The following is a 22522-nucleotide window of genomic DNA, read 5'->3' as shown; positions in this document are numbered from 1 at the left end:
CATGTTGATGGCCGCCCTCCGCCGCTTGGGACAAACAGTTTTTGTGCTGTTTGGTATTTCCGCATTAGTATTTGCTGTGTTTTTTGCCACACCGGGTGCAGACCCTACCGCCCGTATTGCTGGTAAAAACGCATCACCCCAGACCATGCAGAAAGTGCGGCAGGAATACGGGTTTGATCGCCCTTTGCCCGTTCAATATGCCATTATGATGAAAAAGCTGTTCATCACGCAGGATCTGGCCTCTTACGCAGATAGAGGCGAACTGGTGGTGCCCGAAATTACACGCGCTGCCCCGGTTACGGTTTCCTTGGTATGTGGTGCAGCCGTGATCTGGGTTGTGCTTTCCATTGCCATGGGCACATTAGCCGCTGCCCTGAAAGGGTCATGGATTGATCGCACGCTGATGATGCTAGGGCTAATTGGTATTTCCATACCCGTTTTCTGGCTTGGGCAAGTCGCAAACCTGATAACGCAGAACCGTTACCACGATACCTGGCTTTTTTCGTGGGTTCCGGCTCTGGGCTATGTACCGCTTACCCAAAACCCCTGGGGCTGGTTCAAAGCCTTGGTTATTCCGTGGGTTGTGCTGGCGGTTTTGTTTATCGGTGTTTACAGCCGCGTGCTGCGGGCTGACCTGGTTGCACTATCGGGAGAAGATTTTATACGCACGGCCCGTGCCAAAGGACTTTCGCCTGCACGTATCCTTATCCGGCACGGACTGCGCACCGCTATGGTCACCTTTGTATCCCTATTCGGTATGGATTTTGCTCAGTTGGTCGGAGGGGGCGCATTGCTGACAGAAGTGGTTTTTGGCCTGCCCGGCGTTGGACGCCTGACCTATCAGGCCCTTACCAATCTGGATCTGCCCCTTATTATGGCGACCGTCATGTATTCTGCCGTGTTTGTTGTGCTGGCAAACGCAGCAGTTGATATGATCTACCTTCTGCTTGACCCCCGAGTGCGCGATGCCCGCTGACATGTCCTCCCAAGCCCTGCTGGATGTGCGCGACCTACGCGTGAGTTTTCCGGCCCGTGGGCAGATGATTCCAATTGTAGATGGCGTTTCCTTCACCCTGAACCATCAGGAAATTCTGGGGCTGGTGGGTGAATCCGGATCGGGTAAATCTGTCACGGCTTTAGCACTTATGGGCCTGATTGATGCTCCCGGTGTGCAGGTAACAGGATCTGTCCGCTTTCAGGGGCAGGAATTGATAGCAATGCCGCAAAAAAAGCTGCGACGCCTGCGTGGCAAAGAAATTGCCATGATCTTTCAAGATCCCATGACAGCTTTTACCCCTGTTTACACAATAGGCTGGCAGATTGATGAGCAGATACGTGCCCACGAACGTGTTTCGCGCAAACAAGCCCGTGCCCGGACTGTAAAACTACTGGGTGATATGGGGGTACCAGACCCAGAACGCACAGCCAATCGCTACCCGCACCAACTATCCGGAGGCTTACGCCAGCGCGCCATGATTGCCATGGCCCTTTCGTGCAACCCTTCCCTTCTGATTGCAGACGAACCCACAACGGCGCTGGATGTAACCGTGCAGGCTCAGATACTGGAACTGATACGCAGCCTGCGAGATACGCATCACTCATCCGTTTTACTAATTACGCATGACATGGGCGTAGTGGCAGAAACCTGCGATAATACTATGGTGCTCTATTCTGGCCGTGTTGCAGAATATGGGCCGACACCTGCCCTATTTGCATCTCCTTCTCACCCTTATACAGCCGGGCTTCTGGCTTCTATTCCGCCTTTGGATGGTCCTCGGCCATTACGCTTACCAGCTATTGCGGGCTCTCCGCCACTTCCGCAAAACCGCCCGGCAGGATGTGCTTTTTCACCACGCTGCCAATACGCACACACAGCCTGCACAATAGCATTGCCACCATACGTTCAAACAGGGGCGGACCATTTTGCGGCCTGTGTTCTGCCGCAGGAAGGTAAACCTTTGCCTCCACGCCTGAGTGATGCAACTGCGCAGGAACACTTCCAACCATGAAAACGTCTGCAACATCATCTCCCATTCTGGAGGTGCGCGATCTGTATAAAACATATCGCCTCCCCCGCAGGCAGGAACTGAAGGCTGTGGATGGTGTTTCCTTTTCCGTGATGCCGGGGGAAGTGCTGGGCGTTGTGGGTGAATCTGGGTGCGGCAAATCATCCCTAGGCCGCTGCCTGCTCAGACTGGCACCAGCTACAAGCGGCCAGATTGTATTTGAAGGACGTGACATTACGCATCTACCTGAACGCACCCTGCGCCCTTTACGCCAGCGCATGCAGATGGTTTTTCAGGATTCCTACGCCAGCCTGAATCCACGCAGAAGAATAGGAGATTTACTGGCAGAACCGCTTAAGGTTCACCTGGATACCCAAGGCCGCAAGCGTTCCTCTGCCGAAATTACGGCACGCTTGCATGAACTTATGGAACTGGTCAGCCTGCCCATCACAGCACTGGCACGGTATCCGCATGAATTTTCTGGCGGCCAACGCCAACGCATTAACATTGCACGCGCGTTAGCCCTTTCCCCTCGGCTAATTATTGCAGATGAGCCGGTTTCCGCTTTGGATGTTTCTGTTCAGGCCCAGATCATCAATCTGTTTGCTGATTTACAAAAACAACTGGGCCTTACTTACATTTTTGTAGCGCATGATCTGGCTGTTGTGCGCCAGATATCAAACCGAGTGGCTGTTATGTATCTGGGGCGCATTGTGGAAATTGGTGATACCGATAGCGTGCTACATACGCCTGCGCACCCCTATACAGCCGCCCTTACGGCGGCCATCCCTCGGCCTGTTACCGGGTTGGCACGCCCGGTGCCTTTGCAGGGGGATGTTCCCAGCCCCATTAACCGCCCCAGTGGCTGCCGTTTTCACACACGCTGCCCTTACGTGCAAACACGCTGCAAGCAGGAAGACCCGGCTTTACACGCCATTCATCCCAATGGGCATGAAGTAGCCTGCCATTTTCCGTTATGATCCGCTACGCCCACAGTGCATTGTAACTGATACGGCCGCATTTACTTTTTCCACCGCTGTACGGATTTCATCCTGTAAAATATGCGCCAACTCTTTGAAAGAGACATCTCGTATCAGCCTAAGCCCCTGCCCAGCCCACAAAGACATGTTCTCAGCGTTGCCATCTCGTGCAGCTTTCTTGCGTAACGCTTGGGTTAAGGCATTCTGGACGGGATAAGGAAGCGGCTGAGAACTTCCATATTCTTCAATAAATTGATTGCATATGCCGCGCGCTAATCTGCCTGAAAAAATATTGGTCAACACGGTGCTTTCTGCCGGCAAATGCTGAGCAAGAGCTTTTCTATACGCCGGAGCCAATACTGCATCTAAACAACCAAGAAATGCTGTACCCATCTGCACAGCTTCAGCGCCCATGCTTATGGCCGCTACTATGCCTTCTCCATCCATAATGCCCCCGGCGGCAATAACTGGAATTGAGATATCTTTTACAATCTCCCGCACAAGAGGAAGCAATCCTACACCATTTCCACCATCAGAGAGAAAGCTGCCGCGGTGCCCTCCTGCTTCTATACCCTGAGCACACACAGCATCTGCCCCAACGTCTGCCCATGCACGTGCCTCCGCACTGGTTGTTGCCGTGCCACAGACCAGAATGCCTTGGGCATGCAGCTTGGAAACCTGTTCTTGCGTGAGAATGCCAAATGTAAAGCTTGCAACAGGAGGCTTGGCGTGAAGCAGAACTTCAAATTGCTCCTGAAATGATGGAGCATATTGATGTGGCAATATAAAATCTAATTCCAATTTTTCATAAATATTGCGCAAAAACAAAATATCTTCAGGATCAAGCTGATAGTCAGGCAGGTGATCAATAATAAAAAGGTTAACGTTAAAAGCTGCTGTTGTTTCAGATTTAATCTGACGAAGAGACGCCCCCATTTCTTCTGGAGACATCATGCCTGCACCAAGAGAGCCTAAAAAACCTGCATTACTGGCGGCAACAACCATCTCCGCAGTGCTTATTCCTGCCATAGGGGCCTGAACAACTGGTAAGATAAGCCCTAACTGCTCAACAAATGTGTCATTTGGCATCTATTTATCTTTCTATTCTTTTTTGCAGCATGGCACTGTATTTTACAAAACACATTCTTCACGATCTTCATGCAATCGTCACAGTTTAAACTGTGAAATGCAGGTAAATTATGCGCCAGTATGACGATTGATGTGGGAATAAGTTACTATGCGTTTTCGTAACGCCTTTTTTTATGCCGCAAGCCTTTCCTTAGCGAGCAGCCTTTTTGGATATACCGCACAGGCACAACAGTTTACCCTACCTGATGGACGTGCATTTTTGCCCCCGCCACCACAGGCAGAAGAACCCGCACAACAGGCAGACTTGCGGGCTTTTGAAAAAACACGAGGATTAAAAGATAAGGCGCGCTGGAAATTGGCCCAGAATGACGCCAACCTTAACCCATCCCATGTCATCAAGGATTTTTCATGTGCAGCCGGGTTTAATCTGGCCCCAGAAAAACTTCCCGCAATGGTTAATCTTCTCACATCGCTCGCGCAGCCTGTAGAGCAAGATGTTTCAAACGAAAAAGACTTCTGGAAGCGGCGCAGGCCTTTTGTCGGAACAAATAAAGACATCTGCACAGCACATTCAGATGGGCTTGATAACAGCTATGCCTATCCCTCTGGACATACAACATGGGGATGGCTCACGGCATCCATTCTTGCCAGCGCTCTGCCAGATCGTGCAACACAGATTATGCAGCGCGGCCGTATATTTGGTGAAAGCCGTATTGTCTGCGGCGTGCACTGGAAAAGCGACGTACAGGCTGGTTACATGAACGGAAGCGCCATGTTTGCGGCACTTCAGGAACAACCCGCATTTACAGAGCAAATGGCAAAAGTTCGCCAGGAACTACTTGCCCTGCGTGATGCAAAAACAGCACCAGACGCAAAAACTTGCGCGGTAGAACAGCAGGCTGCGCAAGACGCTTTTTAATAACTTACATTTTTTACTTCTGGGGTCTGGATATTCATGAGTTGCCGGTTACCTGCGCTGCCTTTCCTGCTGCTATTGGCACTGGCAGGTTGCGCACAACACTCCTTGCCAATCACGGCTCAAGCACCAGCGCCCCTAACTATTCAGGCCCCGTATCATGGAGATTTCAAACATTATACGCTGGCACTAACATGGCAGCCGGGATTTTGCCTTCTACATGGCCAAAACACATGCAAACCAGACCAACCAGAAACGCCACTTATCGGTTTGCATGGTTTGTGGGCCTCTCGCCCATCTGATCTGATCAAAAACCATCAGGATGTGACAATCTGGTGGAAAAAAGGATGTAGCATCTATGCGGATGCAATCCCTGCGCCCACGGTGCCAGCCTTAAGTTCTGGCCTATCTACACGGCTTTCCAGCGTTGTTGCGCATCTTCCATCAGATCTGGTGGCGCATGAATATACCAAACATGCGAGCTGTTTTGGCATGAACGCCGAACAGTTTTTTACCGTAGCCGCTACATTGCGCGACAGATTTGCAGCTTTACCAGCATCTACCCAGATAACAGCCAAAATTGGACAGGTTATTTCCAAATCCGAACTGCAAGCATTTATACAAACCGATACAGGGCCGCTGCCAGAAAAAGGCTTGCAGTTTCAATGCAATAAAGATTCAACCGGGCGCATGGTTTTAGCGCAACTATGGTTTACGCTTAAGCCTGAAAAACTTGGGGAGTTCCCTCATGCCTCATCCTTTATAAGCAGCCCGTGGGAACAAGATAACTGCCCTACGCATTTTCTGCTGCCAAATTGGGATACTATAAAAGGAACAGCAAGTTCCACCCCAACAAAGGCTGCACCTTAAAATGCACAACTCTTTTCCTAACAAACATGGTATCCGTTCGTTAATTTCTGCTGGAATTACGTTTTCTCTACTCGCTTCTTTTCTGGGAACGATTGTACCAGCAAAAGCAGAGGAACAGAAAATTCCGGTTAGGGTGGTTGTTGTAACCACTTTTGAACTCGGTCAGGATACAGGCGATACGCCCGGCGAATTTCAGAATTGGGTAGAAAAACTGCCCCTTAATCAGGAAATTTCTGCCCCTGCGACAGATCATGGCGTTATGCGCTATAATCCAAACCTTCAGGTTCTGGGAATTGTTGCAGGAGAAGGCCCGGAACATATGGCCTCTGCCATGACAGGCCTTGTGCTTGATCCAAGGTTTGACCTACGCAAAGCCTATTTTATTCTGGCCGGTATTGGCGGCATAAACCCCAATTTTGGCTCCGCCGGATCTGCCGTATGGGCGCGATACGCCGTAAATGGCGGCTTGGCCCATATGATTGATGCCCGTGAAATGCCCAAAGACTGGCAAGATGAACTGGTGCCCATTCAAGGTGCTGGCCCAAATATCCATCCCCTCCCCGCTCTACATTCCCAGTGGGGTGATATGGTTTATACGCTTAACCCCAATTTGGTTGCATGGGCATACCAACTTACGCGCTCACTGCCCTTAATGGATACGCCTGCTCTGCAAGCCAACCGTCGCCGCTACAAGGGATACTCACACGCACAAATGCCTCCACAGGTCATGGTGGGAGATACCTTGGCGTCTGAAACCTTCTGGGTTGGCAAGCGCATGAATGCGTGGGCAGAACGCTGGGTAAAATATTGGACAGAGAACCAAGGCACTTTTGCAACCACGGCAGAAGAAGAAATTGGCATGCTTCAGGCGTTTTCCCTGCAAGCACGTGCTGGCCGTGTTGATATGAACCGTATTCTGGTTTTACGCGCTGGCAGCAATTTTGACATGCCCCCGCCGGGACAGACTGCGGCAGATTTACTCAAGGCTGAAACTGAAGAATCTGGTTTTTCTGGTTTTCTACCTGCCTTGGATGCCGCGTATCAGGCAGGAAGTGTTGTTGTAAAAGAAATAGCAACACACTGGGACCATTACGAAAATACCATTCCCTCTCATTAGACGTTTTTACGTATCTGACAGGATCGAGACATGACGACACGTCGTAATTTTCTGAAATATGCGTTCCTTTCTGGAGCGGCTGGTTCGGCAGGCATGCTGCCTTCCGCCATTAGCCGCGCATTTGCGATTTCTCCTGATCCAGGAACGACATATCAGGATGCAGAACATATTGTTATTCTGATGCAGGAAAACCGTTCGTTCGATCATTTATACGGCACATTGCAAGGTGTTCGTGGGTTTAACGACCCACGGGCAATGCGGCAGCCCAACGGCAACCCGGTATTTGTGCAGTCCAGCACAGAAGGGCAGACCTATGTGCCTTGGCGCCTGAATATCCATGATACACGCATTACATGGATGGGCTCTATCCCCCACTCGCGCGAAAGTCAGGTTGATGCGTGGAACAACGGACACCATGATCGGTGGGTAGACGTTAAAAAGTCTCATTACAAAAAATACGAAAATTACCCCATGACTATGGGATATTATACACGAGAAGACCTTCCTTTTTACTACGCATTAGCAGATGCTTTTACTGTTTGTGACCAAAATTACTGTGGGGTGATGACCAGCACCTGTCCGAACCGCTTGGTGTTCTGGACAGGAACAGTGCGTGACAAACAAAGCACTGATTCAACCGTTTACATGCGTAACCCGGAAATTCTTAAATCCGGCCTGACATGGACAACCTTTCCTGAAAGGTTGGAACAAATTGGTGTTTCATGGAAAGTCTATCAGAATGAAACAGATCAGGTTGGCGGCCTAGACGAAAAAGAACGGGCCTGGCTTTCCAACTTTGCACTGAACATTCTGGAATGCTTTGAAAAATACAATACATCAGCAAACCCCAGATTTCATGAATGGGTGGATGAACGCATAAAGGCCTGTTCCAAACATATTGAAAAACTTCAGACAGAAGAAAGACTTGTTTCAGAAAAACGAGAGGAGCAATTGGCTGAAGCCAATGCCTTGTTGGCTGTTCTGAAACGCCGCCGCGATTCTGCTACAAAAACGGTGGAACAACTTACTCCGGCAGAACGCAGCCTGTTTGAACGTGCTTTTGTAACCAACAAAGCAGACAAAAATTATAGAACACTTGAAACACTGACATTTTCAGATGGCTCCAACACACGCCACATGGATGCCCCCAAAGGGGATATCCTTTACCAATTCCGTAAGGATGTGAAAGACGGCCAACTCCCCACTGTTTCGTGGTTAGCTGCGCCGGAACATTTTTCTGATCACCCAGCTTCACCTTGGTATGGTGCATGGTTTGTATCTGAAGTTATGGATATTCTTACTGAAAATCCGGAAGTCTGGAAAAAAACCATTTTCATTATGACTTATGATGAAAATGATGGCTATTTTGACCATTGCTGCTCCTTCACCGCGCCAGACCCTAAACGCCCAGAAACTGGTAAATCCTCCCCCAGCATTGGGCCTGATGGCCTGGAATACACTTACGCCAAAGATGAAGAAGTTATGGGAGTGCCGCCAGCATTGGCCCGTAGTGGCCCTATTGGTCTGGGATTCCGGGTTCCCATGATTATTGCATCTCCATGGAGCCGCGGCGGGTGGGTTAATTCTCAACTGTTCGAGCATAGTTCTACTCTGCAGTTTCTTGAAAAGTTTATTGAAGGCAAATTTGGTAAAAAGATTACCGAAACCAATATTTCTCCATGGCGCCGTGCCATTAGTGGAGACCTAACATCCTGCTTCCGCCCCTATGATGGCGCTGCCCCACAGCTTCCTTTTATTGAAAGAGACAAGCATCTGGAAATTATTGAAGATGCACGCTACCGGCCTATGCCCAGTGGATTTAAATCTCTTGAAGAAACAGAAATTACGCAGATCAAAAACAATCCTAGCCAGATACAGCAGTATGTAAAACAAGAACCAGGAACACGGCCTGCCTGTGCCCTGCCCTATGAACTGTATTGTGATGGCGGCTTAAGCGCAGATGGGCATACCGTATCCTTACATCTGCAAGCGGGCACCAAAGTGCACAAACATCTTTCATCTGGCGCACCTTTTAATGTTTACATCCACAACATGCCACAAGAAGGCGGTATGCGGTCCAGCACCTACGCTGTAGCTGCTGGGGATAATATGGCTGTAAATGTTGATAGTGGTTTATCTGAAAACAATATTTACGATGTATCCGTGCATGCACCCAATGGTTTCTACCGCAAATTCACCGGGCGTAAGAACGGCATAAAGCTTTTGACAGAATGTAAATATATGCCATCCGGCAAGGAAAGCGTTCTTCTCTGCCTAAAAAACATGGGTCACGATCCGTTAGAAGTTCACTGTAATGTGCCGGAGCATCCATCTTTGCATGTTCTGCACGTTCCTGCCCACGGTAGCATTAAGCAGGAAATATCTCTTGCGCACTCCAGCATGTGGTATGATTTAACGCTGACAACACCTAAGGAACCTGAGTTTTCTTATGTTTTTGCTGGTCATGTTGATAATGGGCACCATAGCATTACAGATCCATCAATGGGGCTTATAAAATAAATATAGTTCATTATTCTATACAGAATAATATCTCTGGGCGTTTGCATATTCAGTCATGCAAACGCCCTTAATTTTTTATAAAAATTCAAAAAGCATGAATAACTTTATACGTATATAAAGTTACAAAACAATTACATTAAACTGTTTATATTATATTACATATTAAAAATACAAATAACAAAACCTTCACACCAAAACCTCATCAATACCATTTAGAAACAGGCCTGTTCTCAACAACTGGTCTTCAATTCACTAAAAGGTCTTTCTATGCCTTCCTGCTTCCGAAAGTCTCTCGTGTGCACGACGCTTGTCGGAATTGCCATTCCCTATGCATGGGAAGCAAATATTCCTACAGCCAAGGCAGAAACCTCTACAGTAAAGGCATCTCAGCACACAAAAGCAGCGTCAAAAAAACCTACTGTCACACTTCCCTCCATGATGGGAGCTACGGCCCCAACAGATCAGGCCGCAGAAAAACTGGAAGTGCATGGTGGGCGCCACCGTGCTGTAGGTGGCGGCCTTATGATTAAGGAAGATGCCCCTAAATCTCGCTCTACTGTTACGGCGGAATATATTGCAAAACAGGCTGCCGGCCTAAACCCCATGCAGCTTATTGAATCTCTGCCCGGCGTAAACACCACATCCACAGACCCAATGGGACTTTCGGGTGGGCATATGAGCATGCGTGGCCTAACAGAAAACCAGATTGGTTTTGAACTTGAAGGCTTCCCCATTAACGATATCGGCAACTATGCTGTTTATCCGCAGGAAATTGTTGATCCGGAAAATTTAAGAACCATCAATGTAGAACAGGGTTCTGCAGATCTGGATAGCCCTCACCTTAATGCTACTGGGGGTGCCGTGAACATGTATTTGCGCAACCCCAAGGATAAACTGGGCGGCGAAATTGTAGGTTCTTACGGCAATTATAATGCACGCCGTATTTTTGGACGCCTGGATACAGGTTACGTTGGCAATACAAATGTAAAAGGCTTTGTTTCATTTTCCGATGCAACTGAACATTCCTGGCGTGGCCCAGGTGGTCAGAATAAAATGCACGGTGAAACAAAATGGATGAGTGAATGGGGACAAGGTAACATTGTGTCCTTCTCTCTGGTTGGCAACCAGTCCACCGGCGTTTTGTTCCCCACCACTTATATGGATACATGGCAGCAACAGGGCATTCATAATGCCTATGAATCAAAATGGGACCCCAAAAACCCTAGCAAAAACTACTACCAATTGCACCGTAATCCATTCACCAACATTTATGCGAGCGCCCCTTCTACCTTTACGCTTACAGACCATCTTACCTTAACGGAAACACCTTATTTTTGGTACGGCAATGGTAATGGTGGCGGCGCATACAATGAAAGTCTGACATCTCAGCAATACGGGAATGAAACACTTACCGGTTCCATTGGCCCATATAATGCTTCTAACACCTCATCTTTGCTGCTGTATAATCCGTCCAACACCCAAACTTACCGCCCGGGCTCTGTCACCAAACTTACCTTACACACAGGCATTAACCGGCTGACTGTTGGGTATTGGTTTGAGTATTCAAAGCAGCTTCAGACTGGCCCATTTAGCCTGGTTGATAATGAGACAGGCAAACCGGATGATTTGCTAGGTGGTGGCCAAAACCTTATTCTTTCCAATGGGGTAACGGCCCAGTATCGTGATACGCTCACACAAACGCGCATCCATACTATGTTTATTGTAGATAGCATTTCCTTGCTTAATAACCGCCTTAACCTGGAAGCTGGCCTGAAATATGCCGTAGTAAACCGCCAAGGCCATAACTTTCTGCCAGATACATCCACTGGCCCATACATAAACGGTTCCTGGCAACAACCTTTGCCGGCTGCTTCTATTCGCTACAAAATTAATGATGAAAACCAGCTTTTTGCTTCTTCCACCACAAACTTCCGTATTCCGATGAATACATCCCTGTATGATTCAGGAACTTTCACGCCTGGTGTGGGATATTCTACGCGCGCTAATGCGAATATGAAGCCGGAAATCTCAATTTCAGAAGAATTTGGATGGCGGTATCAGGGCCCAACGGTAATGAGCTCTGTTTCGTATTTCCATTACAACTTCACCAACCGTCTTTATCAGCAAACCGTTGTTATGCCGAACGGCAATTATTATAGCCGCAGTTTTAATGGCGGGAATTCTCATGCTGATGGTGTTGATTTTGAAATTGGCACCCGTCCCATTCTGTACCATATCCGCCCGTATTTTTCAGCCGAATACATAAATGCGCGTACAGATAGTAATGTTGCCGCAGGCAGCGGGGGAGATTTTGTTTTCAGCAAAGGTAAATTTGCGCCCCAGACACCCAAATATCAATTTGCCCTTAATCTTGATTACGATGATGGGCATCTATTTGGTGGATACAGCCTGAAATACGTTGCCAAACAGTATTCAACTTTTGTGAATGATCAGCACATTCCCGGTTATCTGACCATGAACATCAATGTTGGGTATCGTTTTCCAGATATGGGAGCTTTCAAGTCTCCAACACTCAAGCTAAACCTGCGTAACATTACAGACAGACATTACTTGGGCTATGTAAATGGCACCGCCGCCAATGCTCTGGCTACTACCGGCATGTATGGCACCAGCATTAAAAGCGGAAGCAGCACCTTTTCAATTGCTGCACCCTTTATGGTTATGGGTGGAGCAAGCGTAGACTTTTAAAACCTGCTTATAATACTTGGGATATCCTGCCGAAATTTTCCGCTATGCACCTAAAAACGCAGGATATCCCTTTTTACAAAAAACCTACTGATCAACAGTAAAGTCCAGATCATAAACAGCCTGATTGGGCGAGCGTTTTTGGCTCTGTATGTGAATGGTGTGATCATGCGGAAGCAGCGCATTCACCAAATAAACGGTATATGCTCCTGACCCCTGATTACTATATCTCAATTTGTGTCTGCCGGGCTTGAAAACAGCCTGCGCCCTAAGGTGCAAACTTATCGTGCCACTTCCTGCACGTAATTCTTCAACACTCGGAAATACATAGTCCTTCAGCTTGATAGAAAGAGATGTGCCATCCAACGTTAAAGACAGCTGGCTTATGGCGTATTGCGCATATTTCTGCTGTTCCTGCGCAGAGAGACCACCATCTCCATTTGCATCAATTTGATTCAGAACTTGAGATGCCACATCTACTCCCGGCGTCAGGCGCAAAGCAACATCTATCTCTTGCCGCGAGACATCAATAACTGTGGCCTGCAAATACTCATCCAGACGATGCGCCCATGCCGGAGCCACAAAAGCTGTTAGCCCTACCAGCATAAGCAAAAAAGAGACTTTTGGTTTCACTGCGCTGTGTACCGGCTGCCATAACTATTGGTAGGATCACGATATACCGTGTGCACATGCATGGTCGGGTCATCCCCTACCCCTTGAGGTGAAAACTCAATCAGCAGCCGTGGCCCCTGAATACGATAATAGGATGAGCCGTTGCGGTCAGGCGCATGTGTTGTTGGGCCGCTCCAGGCAAACCATGTATCGTTCAGGTCTTCCCTGATCTCCTTCAGCCGAGGTGCCGCATAGGTATCATTAATAATGCCTGCCCATTCTCCAATCACCGCCATAAGCAGTTCTTTTTGGGCGCTTGTAAGAGCAGAGCCTTTTATGCCCTCGGGAACAATGGTTTCACCATCATGGCCCGGCCCCTGCACCAGATCTTCTACTTTGTAGGGTAAAATAGCTTGCTGACGTTGCTTTACATCCAGCGCATCCAGAAGCGCAAAAGCACGGTCGTTCTCCCCAGCCAGAACACGCACCACTTTGCCATTGGCTGTATAAACAGCGGGCTGTGCACCTGTTAAGGTGGGTGTCATCACCCCATGCCCACCATCAATAACAATATTCAAGCCGAGATGATGCCCACCAAACTGAATCATCCACGGCTTTGTTTCTGATGGGTCACCAAAAATAGCCATGGTGTAAACCGCCTTGCCAGAAGCAAACGGTGTTCCGCTATCGGCCAATGCCTGATCGGCCCCCATAATATCCAGCACCTTCTGGTAACCTTTAGGGCTTAGAACTGTCTGCAATAAATGCAGCGCGGCTGTATGCTGAATGGCTGTGAGCTGCCCCATTTGCAAACCGGGGCGCAGCACATCACTGACCGGAAAGTTGGACCATACTGATGCACCATAGCGTTCACCAATAAAACCACCTGGTGGCCCCATACCCGGCCCCCGCACTGTTGGTTGATTTGCTTGCGCATCTGTTACGGGCTGCACAGGCTGATCTGGAGCACTGCGCCGAAAACGCGCAAGTGTGCCAGACTTCTGCACAGTAAAAGGCAACTCTACAGCGGCACGTTTCTGTGCATCTAGAGTAGACAGAAAAGACTGCGCAGCCATAGCCACGGCATAGGTCTGCTGGGCTGTTGCAGATTCATCCGCACGCACCAAAGCTGGCGATACGGGTGGTGCAGAAGTTTGCGCCATTGCAGGCATTACGCTTAACAATCCACCTACTATACCAAAAAATTTTCGCATACGTTTTCTGCTTTGCCTCTTTGGTCAAATATAATTGCCTTTTACCATCAACACTGCATGGACCGTGATTTTGGCTCAAGAGGGTTTCCTTTTGCCTCTATTCCCGTCCAGAATGTTATCCATCGCCACGCGAGTGCCGCTTAAAAGCTGTCCAGCGCATGGCACCATATTATTGTGTCACTTTTTCTGCAGGTTTTCTTATGCCTTATCCGCAACCACTTTCAGCGCTGTTGACGGCACTCCCACGCCGTTTTTCCCTTTGTGTAACGGGAGCCACCCTGGCAGCACTCATGCTGCCGCACATGGCCCATGCCACAAGCTGCGCAGAACTCGCGCATCAGGCGCTGCCAAATGCAACATTTACCACTGTGGAAGTTGTGGAGGCTGGGAAATGGCAACCGCCGCAAAATCAGCTCAGCCGCATTATGTCTGCTCCGGGCATGAATGTAGCGGGGCACGCTACGCAGGCCCCAAATCCGGCTTTCTGCCGTGTGGCGATTACCCTGCACCCCTCTGCTGATTCACAGATCCGAACGGAAGTCTGGCTGCCCCTCAAAGGCTGGAATGGTAAATTGTTGGGCGTTGGCAATTTTGGCTGGGCTGGCTCTCTCATGTATTATGGCATGGCTACAGGTGTGGGCGAAGGTTACGCCGTGGCCAGCACCGATACCGGGCATGATAGTTCTACCCCGGAAGGCCAAGGTGGGCGCTTTACGCTTGGCCACCCAGAAAAACTGATTGATTACGCTTACCGCGCTGATCATTTAATGACCATAACAGCCAAAGCTCTGATTGAAGCGTTTTACAAAAAACCTGCCAGCCATGCTTACTGGATAGGCTGTTCACTTGGCGGCCTTGAAGGACTGATTGAAGCAAAGAGATACCCAGAAGATTACGATGGCATTGTTGCCGGCGCGCCCCCAAACCCGATTGTGAACTTTAATGCCGAGCAACTCTGGGCAGGCTGGATGAGCTATCACAATCCGGCTTTGCGCGTATCACGCGATAAGTTTCGTCTGTTAAACACAGCGGTCATGAATGCCTGTGCTTCTCCCGTTGGCAAAAAACAGGGTTTTCTGGATGAGCCGGATAAGTGCACATTCACGCCAGATCAGCTTTTGTGCAAAGGGAATGATACCTCATCCTGCCTGACGGCAAATGAAGTTCAGGCCGCCAACAACATCTATCAGGGCCCGGTAAACCCACAAACGCATGAAGTGATTTTCCCTGGCCCTGCAAAAGGAAGCGAAGACGGCTTTTCCGCCGATGGCAAAGCTTTTCCTGTCGCGCTGGATCTCTTCAAATACGCTGCCTTCCAAAACCCCAATTGGGATTGGACAACCCTGAAATGGGATACCGATATAGAGGAAGCCACACGCAAAGTAGGCCCACTTTTGCATGTTGATGATAATCTCACGCCGTTCTTCCAACATGGTGGTCGACTGCTGATGTATATTGGCTGGAATGATGGCCATAATCCTGAACAGTTGGCTGGTTATTATCAGTCTCTCCAGCATAATGCCGGGCCAGAATATCAGAACGATGTTAAGCTGATAACCATTCCCGGTATGGGCCATTGCTACGGTGGCGCAGGATGTGACACATTCAGCAAGCTTGGTGCCATTGATAACTGGGTGAGCAACAAACAGGCCCCTGAAGCAATTGTGGCCTCCCGCGTAAGCAACGGCAAAGTTGTGCGCACCCGCCCTCTTTGTGCTTGGCCCAAAGTTGCCCGGTATGATGGACATGGCAATATGGATGACGCCAGCAGCTTTACCTGCATTACGCCTGAGAGCCAGAGTAAATAAGCATAAAAAAGGCCCGGTGTATTCCGGGCCTTACTGTGTGTTTATAATGCTTTCTAGCTTGATCGGACTTTCCGTATCATCAGCCCAACAATCATTAAAAATGCCAAAAACATAAAGCTGCTGCTTACGCTTAGGCTGGCACTAATGGCACCTTTATATGCTTCGGTTACCTGTGCGTGCATGGCTGGAGAAAGGGCTTGAATGGCCACCATGCCTTTTTCCAGAAACGCAGAAATATCAATCTTGTCCGCTATGGCTTGCAGCCGGTGTTGCAGCGTAAGCGCCATAACCCCTCCAGATAGCGCCACGCCCAAAGATCCGCCCAATGAACGGATAAAAGACATCATAGCCGTGGCAATACCCAGCGCATTACTTGGCACCGAGTTCTGAATAATAACGGTAGCGTTAGGCATGCCAATACCCATACCTACCCCCAGACAGCCAAGGCTGATGAGAAAGAACAGAGGAGGTGCACCATGATGCGCACAATATGCAATGAGACTGAGTGCTGAAAACTCAATACCCACACCTATCGCAAGTAAAAGCTCGTAACGCTGCGTTTTGGAGGAAACTATCCCACCCAATATGGAACTCACGAGCATAGTACCAACTTGCGGCAACATCATTAGGCCAGAAGTTGCTGGTGTCTGCCCCAGAACAAGCTGGTAGTATAATGGCAGAAAAACCAGTGATCCCATCATGGCGAAGGACATAATACCTGTTGCAGCAACGCAAACGGAAAAATTAGCAATGCGCAACAACCCAAGATTTATAAGTGGTTCAGGGGCCTGCCTCTCCTGCCGGATAAACAGATAAAAAACAGCAAGGCTCAAACCAAAGAGCAGAAAGGTTAACGGAGATGTCCAGGCCAGAGATGTGCCTACAGAATTGAACAGAAGCAGAAAGCCTGCTGTTGCAATACTCAGCAATCCAGCACCCAGATAATCAATCTGAGGTTTGGCTTCGGACCGCCCCGCAGGCAGGCTGAACATAATTAACGCAAAAGCCAGCAACCCAATGGGCAAGTTAACAAGAAACACCCAGCGCCATGAAAGTGCGCTTGTGAGCACGCCGCCTAAAAATGGCCCCGTAACACTGCTTACAGCAAAAGCGCCGGTAAAAAGCCCCTGGTAACGGCCGCGTTGCTGTGGCGTTACCATATCGCCAATAACCGTTTGCGACAGGGTCATCAGCCCACCTGCCCCAACCCCCTGCAAGCCTCTGAACAAAATAAGCTGCCACATGTTCTGCGCGATACCACACAGAAGCGACGCAAACAGAAAGGCCCCAATACTAAACGCCAGCAATGGCCGCCTGCCAAACATGTCAGACAGCTTGCCATACATGGGCGTTGCAATGGTGGAGGTTAACATAAACGCCGTAACCACCCACGACATACGCGCCAAGCCACCAAGATCGCTGACAATGGTGGGTAGAGCCGTTGAAACAATACTCTGGTCAAGCGCCCCCATAATCATGGTCATGATAAGACCGATGAACACAAGGATACGCGTGGTTGGAGAATAGGCAGATGAGGATTCCGCCGCAGAGGATGACTGCACGTAAAGTTCCTGTACTATCAAAACAGATCATAAGTAAGATAACAGGTATTATGAGCAGCCCATGATGTAAAACCTGTTAAAGCCTTCAGCCATTGTCTGGCTGGTAACATAAGCAGGATGAATATCTACGACTTATGCCTTGGCCTCTACCTTATGCACCCACATCTTTAACGGATGCATCTGCCTGCCCTTTAACCCAATAGCCAGATGCTTTGATCCATTGCGCAGCAATACCGCGTTTTTCAAGAAGATATTGGCGTACTGTTTTTGCAACGCGTGCTTCTGCGCCAACCCAGACGAACGTACGCTCTGGTATATCCATGCCTGCCAAAACAGACACAATACCTTGTGCATCATCCGCTTTATCCAAGGGACGATGTACCCAATGCGCTATATGTTGCGCAGGTGTTTTGAATATCTGTTCGTCTTCCTGCCCTGGCACAGCAACAATTGTTGTTACTTGGCTTGGAGCGGAAAGTTCCTCAACCCTGCGGCCAATGGTCGGCAAAGCTGTTTCATCCCCGATCAGGAGCCAATGTGCGATATTTCCAGAAATAATTTGAGACCCTTTTGGGCCACCAATGTCTAGATGGTCACCTACTTTTGCTGCCCGCGCCCATGCCGCTGCAGGACCTCCTTCATGATTCACAAAATCCAACACCAGCGTGCCTGCTTCTGAATCATATTTACGCGGCGTGTAATCCCGACGAACTGGGGTACCATCCAACCCAGGGATGAATATCTTAATATGATCATCAGGAGACGCACTGACAAATCCTGCCAAATCTGGCCCTGCAAGAGTCACCCTGATCATATGCGGAGTAAGGCGCTCTACCTTTACAACCTCTAAGGAGCGACGGTGCAGCTCATGCCGCACGCGCTGGATTTCTGGCGCATTGGGAGCACCAGAAAAAACATTCTGAGTTGTCATTCCATTTTATCCTGTTGCTTGCTGAAGTTTCTATTCTGCTTCTAAACGGCTCACTTCTATGCCCGTCCCAACAGGCAGCAAGACACTGGAAATACCCGGCAATGCGCGTATGGCCTGCCCATAGCGTTTTACATCTTCTGTGCCGGGGCGGATCATATTATCCGCCACAATAATTGCACCGGGGTTAAGGCGTGGATAAAACGCCTTTAGGCAAGGCACATAAAGATCTTTCCAGAGATCAACAAAAACGAAATCTACTTTCCCGCTCAGATCATCAATCATCTGCACGGCATCACCTACGCGAAAATCTATCCAATCCGCCAAACCGGCCTGCTGTGCCATTTGTTGAGCATAGGCAGATTTATAGTCATGCAATTCCATCGTAATCAGCTTGCCGCCTGTTGCTCTCGCAGCTTCAGCAAGCCAGATGCCAGAATATCCAAAGGATGTGCCGAGTTCCAAAATAGTTGGGCTTTTGAGGCTCTTGGCCAAAATATTCAGCAATTGCCCTGTTTCCGGGCCGATGGAGCGCATGCGCTGGTCATGCCCTCCATCACGGCCGCCGGGTGCTTCCACACGCGGCTGGCTGCGTTCTTGCTGCATACGTTCATGATAGAGGGTGAGAACTTCCTGAATTTTATCATCCATGATCATCTTTCCTCTTATTATTTTGCAGCTTACGCCTTTAAACCTGCCCAATACCCCGTGCTGCCTCATCTAAGAGTGCTGCAATTTTTTCTTCTGCTGCCGGATCAAGGCCACCATTACGTAACCGAAGACGTAAAGCAGTTTTCAAGTTTTCCATGCCACGCATCACAGGCATGGGAATATTCTTACGCCCACCTCTTCCTTCAGGTTCCGCGGCCGCTGTACGAGAAAGGATTTCCTCTAAACCTACCCGATTGGCAGACAAAAATGCCTCACCTTCTGGTGTGATCTGGTAGTTTTTACGGCTTTCGCCATCAGCCGGGCGGATATATCCGGCTTCTTCCAGCCAAGTGAGTGTTGGATAAATAACGCCGGGGCTTGGGGTATAACTTCCCCCAAATTTTTCTTCGATATCCTTGATAAGTTCATAACCGTAAGTCGGTTTTTCTGAAATCATCTTCAGAACCAGCAGGCGGATTTCGCCATAATCAAAAAGCCTGCTGCGGCCACCGTGTCGGCCACCACCCCGACCGTGTTGGTGACGATGCTTCCCTCCAGAACCTACTGTTCCTTCAGGGGAGAAAACCTGGCGGTTCCGACCGCCTGCGTGTTTATGTCTGTGTTTCATAATTCCGATATACATTCCGATATATCGTATATCAAGATATATCTAGATATATTTCTTGATGCTTCCATTGGCTCCCTACCCCACTCACAAAAGTAATCTGCACGCGCGTGCCAGCACACAAATAAGGCAAAACATAAGCAGGCAATATTTTGCCATATACGTAGAATCCCCATTTTTCACACAATCTGTGAATGTTTTGTGAATACTATGTGTAATATAAATGAATTTTTACAATAGTTATCAAACGTACAAGAAAAGTCAGATAGGTTGCGGCGCCTTATGGGGAGATGAGACACCGCAATGAAAAAGTTCCTTATCCTGAGCACAGTTTGTTTATTTGCTCAAAACACCGCAACCGTAGCCAAAGCGAGCAGCAACCCGGATAAACATAAAAATCACGCTCCCCTTGCTGCAAAAAAATCGGCTAAATTGTCGAAAGCCAAGGATGAGAATGTTGACGTCGTCTCGCGCAAGACAGCAGGCGGCGGCATGATGGTGAAACAGACATCTGCCAAAACGATAAGCTCACTTTCCCATAGCTATATCGAAATGCAGTCTCCCACCTCCACAATCGAGTCACTGATCCAGACAGTGCCCGGCGTGGTGTCTGCCAGTGAAGGTCCGCTTACAACCTCATTTTCCACCATACATATTCGCGGCATGGCGCAGGCAGAAATTGGTGTCACGCTTGAAGGCATGCCCGCAGCCAACCCATTTACGTACAGCACCTACACCCCCTCTCTCGTTGATAGTGAGAATATGGGCCAGGTGAATGTAATGCAGGGGTCAGTGGATATTAATTCACCAACCTATAACGCAACGGGGGCCGAAGTTTCCGCCACAGTCCGCCACCCGATGGACCACCAGAATGTGCATGTTGCGGCTTCAGGCGGATCTTACGGTACCAACAAAGACTTTATCCGCTACGATACGGGAGAAATCGGGCATTCCGGCGTGCGGGGCTTTGTTTCGGGTTCCTACGCCCGCAGTGATATGTGGCGTGGCGCTGGCGATATCCGCAAATGGCATGTAGATGCAGCACTTACAAAAAGCTGGGCACCGGGTAGCCATTCAGAAGCCATTTTTGGTTTTACAGATGCCGCTCAGGGAGAATGGCTGTATCCATCTTTGGCGAACTGGAAAACCTACGGCACAAAATATGGCCTGAACAACCAGTATTACAATGGCGATACGCACTACGTTGGGCTTAACGGCAAAAATACCGGGGCTATTTACGGCACATTAAAAAACCATTTCAGCTTTGGCCATGGCCTTAGCCTGGACGCGCAAGCCTATTCTGTTGAATTTCATGGACCTTATTATTACGGGGAAACCGTACCCGTTGCCAATGGTTACGCGGGGGCAGAAAAATACGCGCATCTTGATGATTATAAAAACCTACCTGGATATGACCCATCAGTTAGCAAGCTGACATCTGTTGAAGTTTCAGACTGGTATACAATTTCCTCCGGCTTAACACTTACCGGACATTGGAAGCATAAATTCAATACGCTTAACTTTACTTATTGGTATTCTTACGCTCAGGAAGCAGCCTCCCAGAAGTTTTACCCTGTAAATGGCAGTGGCCATTGGAATTCCAATGGCGCTCCCCTTACAGCCAACGGCGGCCTGCTTATTAACGAAGATAATGAAAACGCCTTACAGCAGTTGAATAGCTTTGCAGTGGATGACAAAATGTCGTTCCTGCATGACCGCCTGACTATTGATGGCGGCATTAGAATGGTGATGGCTAACCGCCAATACACCCAGGACCTACCAGGCGTAACGGCAAGCAAATCCATTAAGAATGTGTTTGTTCCTTCACCACAGGTGCTTATCAATTACCGCTTTAACCCGAACCACCAGATCTATGTGAACGGCACAACCGGTTACCACCTACCTGCAGGCCTGAGTTCACAGCTTGCCTCCTATAGCTATAGCACCGGCAAAGCGACATCTCTCCCGATGTCTGATTACAAGCCGGAATACATGATTACGGAAGAAATAGGGTATCGCTATAGCGGCCTGTTTATGGCCAATCTGGCCGGCTTTCATTATAACGTGACAAACCATCAGGTTTCGGCCGTAAGCTACGAACCCGGATCAACATCAACCATTTCACAGTTGATCAACGCTGGCGGCATGGAAGCCTACGGTATTCAGGCTGAACTGGCCACGCGCCCTTGGCACCACGTAAGTGCTTATGCATCCGGCCAGTATATGCACACTAAAAACGGGAACAACATTGCCTATGCAGGAGATTATCTTGCAACAAAAGGCAAACAGGAAGTTGGCGCACCACAATTTTCTGGCTCACTGGGCCTGACTTATAATGATGGCAAATGGTTCGGCAACTTTACGCTGCAATATACTGGCGCCCAATACGCCACGCTTATGAACGACCAGAGCATTCCCGGTTACGTTACGGCCAACCTTGGCTTTGGCAGACGTTTGCCGCAGATTGGCCACGTCTCTCCTAAAATCAAGCTGAACCTCGTGAACCTTGGTGATAACCATTATCTGTCTTCAATGTATGGTTATACAACAAACGCCAAAACACAGCATGGTGTGCTTACGGGCAAAAGCCTGTCTGGCTCACAGCCCACTTACGTTATCGGTTCACCATTTGTGGTAACGGCTACTCTTTCTGCTGATTTTTAATTCCATACGTCACTATAGTATTTAAGCGGCTCTGCACTCTGTTTCTTAAAGGCAGTGCGCAGAGCCGTTCAGTTTCATACAATTATTCCAGAAACGTCTGATCTTTCTATTAATGCCGATTACGCACATGGCGTAAATGTTTTGATCCTTGACATTTATTTCCCACTTCCTCCATTTTAACACCGTTAAGTTTGGGTGATTTTAGAAGTGGATCTGTTTTTTCTGCCTATTCTTTCACTGGAAACATGCTAACC

General features: G+C 48.8%; 17 protein-coding genes. 10 read left to right on the top strand and 7 right to left on the bottom strand.

The features are described 5' to 3' along the window. Window position 1 precedes the first annotated feature (1 nt). The 3 genes from FCN51_RS24740 to FCN51_RS24730 are packed head-to-tail and all read left to right on the top strand — an operon-like array spanning window position 2 to window position 2986. Complete coding sequence (locus FCN51_RS24740; protein WP_124306125.1) at window positions 2-976, top strand: ABC transporter permease; 975 nt, start codon at window positions 2-4, stop codon at window positions 974-976. After that, window positions 966-2009: an ABC transporter ATP-binding protein gene (locus FCN51_RS24735; protein WP_201762580.1), complete on the top strand. Its 1044-nt coding sequence runs from the start codon at window positions 966-968 to the stop codon at window positions 2007-2009. Before FCN51_RS24740 ends, FCN51_RS24735 begins: the two co-directional genes overlap by 11 nt. After that, a complete protein-coding gene (locus FCN51_RS24730) occupies window positions 2006-2986 on the top strand; it encodes an ABC transporter ATP-binding protein (protein ID WP_160257128.1) in 981 nt (326 codons plus the stop codon). Before FCN51_RS24735 ends, FCN51_RS24730 begins: the two co-directional genes overlap by 4 nt. Here the strand turns inward: FCN51_RS24730 and FCN51_RS24725 are convergent. Continuing rightward, window positions 2981-4075 carry an NAD(P)H-dependent flavin oxidoreductase gene (locus FCN51_RS24725; protein ID WP_160257127.1) on the bottom strand — a complete coding sequence of 365 codons (1095 nt, stop codon included), beginning with the start codon at window positions 4073-4075 and terminating at the stop codon, window positions 2981-2983. The genes FCN51_RS24730 and FCN51_RS24725 overlap by 6 nt on opposite strands. A 148-nt stretch (window positions 4076-4223) precedes the next feature. Between FCN51_RS24725 and FCN51_RS24720 the strand changes: the two genes are divergently transcribed. From FCN51_RS24720 to FCN51_RS24700, 5 genes are all read left to right on the top strand, one after another. Further along, the gene (locus tag FCN51_RS24720; protein WP_160257126.1) at window positions 4224-4994 is read left to right on the top strand and encodes an acid phosphatase; all 771 of its coding nucleotides are present in this window, start codon (window positions 4224-4226) and stop codon (window positions 4992-4994) included. A gap of 36 nt (window positions 4995-5030) precedes the next feature. Then, window positions 5031-5861, top strand: a complete 831-nt coding sequence (locus FCN51_RS24715) for a ribonuclease T2 family protein (protein ID WP_160257125.1) — start codon at window positions 5031-5033, stop codon at window positions 5859-5861. Window position 5862: 1 nt separating this feature from the next. Beyond that, complete coding sequence (locus FCN51_RS24710; RefSeq protein WP_160257124.1) at window positions 5863-6978, top strand: purine nucleoside permease; 1116 nt, start codon at window positions 5863-5865, stop codon at window positions 6976-6978. A 30-nt stretch (window positions 6979-7008) separates the two neighbouring features. Continuing rightward, window positions 7009-9498: a phosphocholine-specific phospholipase C gene (locus tag FCN51_RS24705; protein WP_160257123.1), complete on the top strand. Its 2490-nt coding sequence runs from the start codon at window positions 7009-7011 to the stop codon at window positions 9496-9498. A 267-nt stretch (window positions 9499-9765) separates the two neighbouring features. After that, a complete protein-coding gene (locus tag FCN51_RS24700) occupies window positions 9766-12207 on the top strand; it encodes a TonB-dependent receptor (RefSeq protein ID WP_160257122.1) in 2442 nt (813 codons plus the stop codon). Window positions 12208-12291: 84 nt separating this feature from the next. Here FCN51_RS24700 and FCN51_RS24695 read toward each other — a convergent pair whose 3' ends face one another. Both FCN51_RS24695 and FCN51_RS24690 read right to left on the bottom strand, forming a co-directional pair. Further along, complete coding sequence (locus FCN51_RS24695; RefSeq protein WP_160257195.1) at window positions 12292-12810, bottom strand: hypothetical protein; 519 nt, start codon at window positions 12808-12810, stop codon at window positions 12292-12294. A gap of 23 nt (window positions 12811-12833) precedes the next feature. After that, a complete protein-coding gene (locus FCN51_RS24690) occupies window positions 12834-14030 on the bottom strand; it encodes a DUF3500 domain-containing protein (RefSeq protein WP_160257121.1) in 1197 nt (398 codons plus the stop codon). A 158-nt stretch (window positions 14031-14188) separates the two neighbouring features. Between FCN51_RS24690 and FCN51_RS24685 the strand changes: the two genes are divergently transcribed. Continuing rightward, entirely contained in the window at window positions 14189-15838 is a 1650-nt protein-coding gene (locus FCN51_RS24685; protein ID WP_160257120.1) for a tannase/feruloyl esterase family alpha/beta hydrolase, read from the top strand. A 53-nt stretch (window positions 15839-15891) separates the two neighbouring features. Here the strand turns inward: FCN51_RS24685 and FCN51_RS24680 are convergent, their stop codons facing one another. The 4 genes from FCN51_RS24680 to FCN51_RS24665 form a co-directional block, all read right to left on the bottom strand. Then, complete coding sequence (locus FCN51_RS24680) at window positions 15892-17400, bottom strand: MDR family MFS transporter (RefSeq protein ID WP_160257119.1); 1509 nt, start codon at window positions 17398-17400, stop codon at window positions 15892-15894. A gap of 151 nt (window positions 17401-17551) precedes the next feature. Further along, on the bottom strand, window positions 17552-18331 hold the full coding sequence (locus FCN51_RS24675; protein WP_160257118.1) for a siderophore-interacting protein: 780 nt from the start codon (window positions 18329-18331) through the stop codon (window positions 17552-17554). Window positions 18332-18361: 30 nt separating this feature from the next. Further along, a complete protein-coding gene (locus FCN51_RS24670; protein WP_003623914.1) occupies window positions 18362-18985 on the bottom strand; it encodes an O-methyltransferase in 624 nt (207 codons plus the stop codon). A 31-nt stretch (window positions 18986-19016) separates the two neighbouring features. After that, window positions 19017-19607: a PadR family transcriptional regulator gene (locus tag FCN51_RS24665; RefSeq protein WP_160257117.1), complete on the bottom strand. Its 591-nt coding sequence runs from the start codon at window positions 19605-19607 to the stop codon at window positions 19017-19019. Between the two features lie 300 nt (window positions 19608-19907). Between FCN51_RS24665 and FCN51_RS24660 the strand changes: the two genes are divergently transcribed. Then, window positions 19908-22268: a TonB-dependent receptor gene (locus FCN51_RS24660; RefSeq protein WP_004449288.1), complete on the top strand. Its 2361-nt coding sequence runs from the start codon at window positions 19908-19910 to the stop codon at window positions 22266-22268. The last annotated feature ends 254 nt before the right edge of the window (window positions 22269-22522 follow it).

Origin of the sequence: Acetobacter pasteurianus (assembly GCF_009914215.2) — a bacterium.
Classification (GTDB): domain Bacteria; phylum Pseudomonadota; class Alphaproteobacteria; order Acetobacterales; family Acetobacteraceae; genus Acetobacter; species Acetobacter pasteurianus.
The sequence above is the reverse complement of the archived record's forward strand: the minus strand, read 5'-3'. Positions and strand labels throughout refer to the sequence as shown.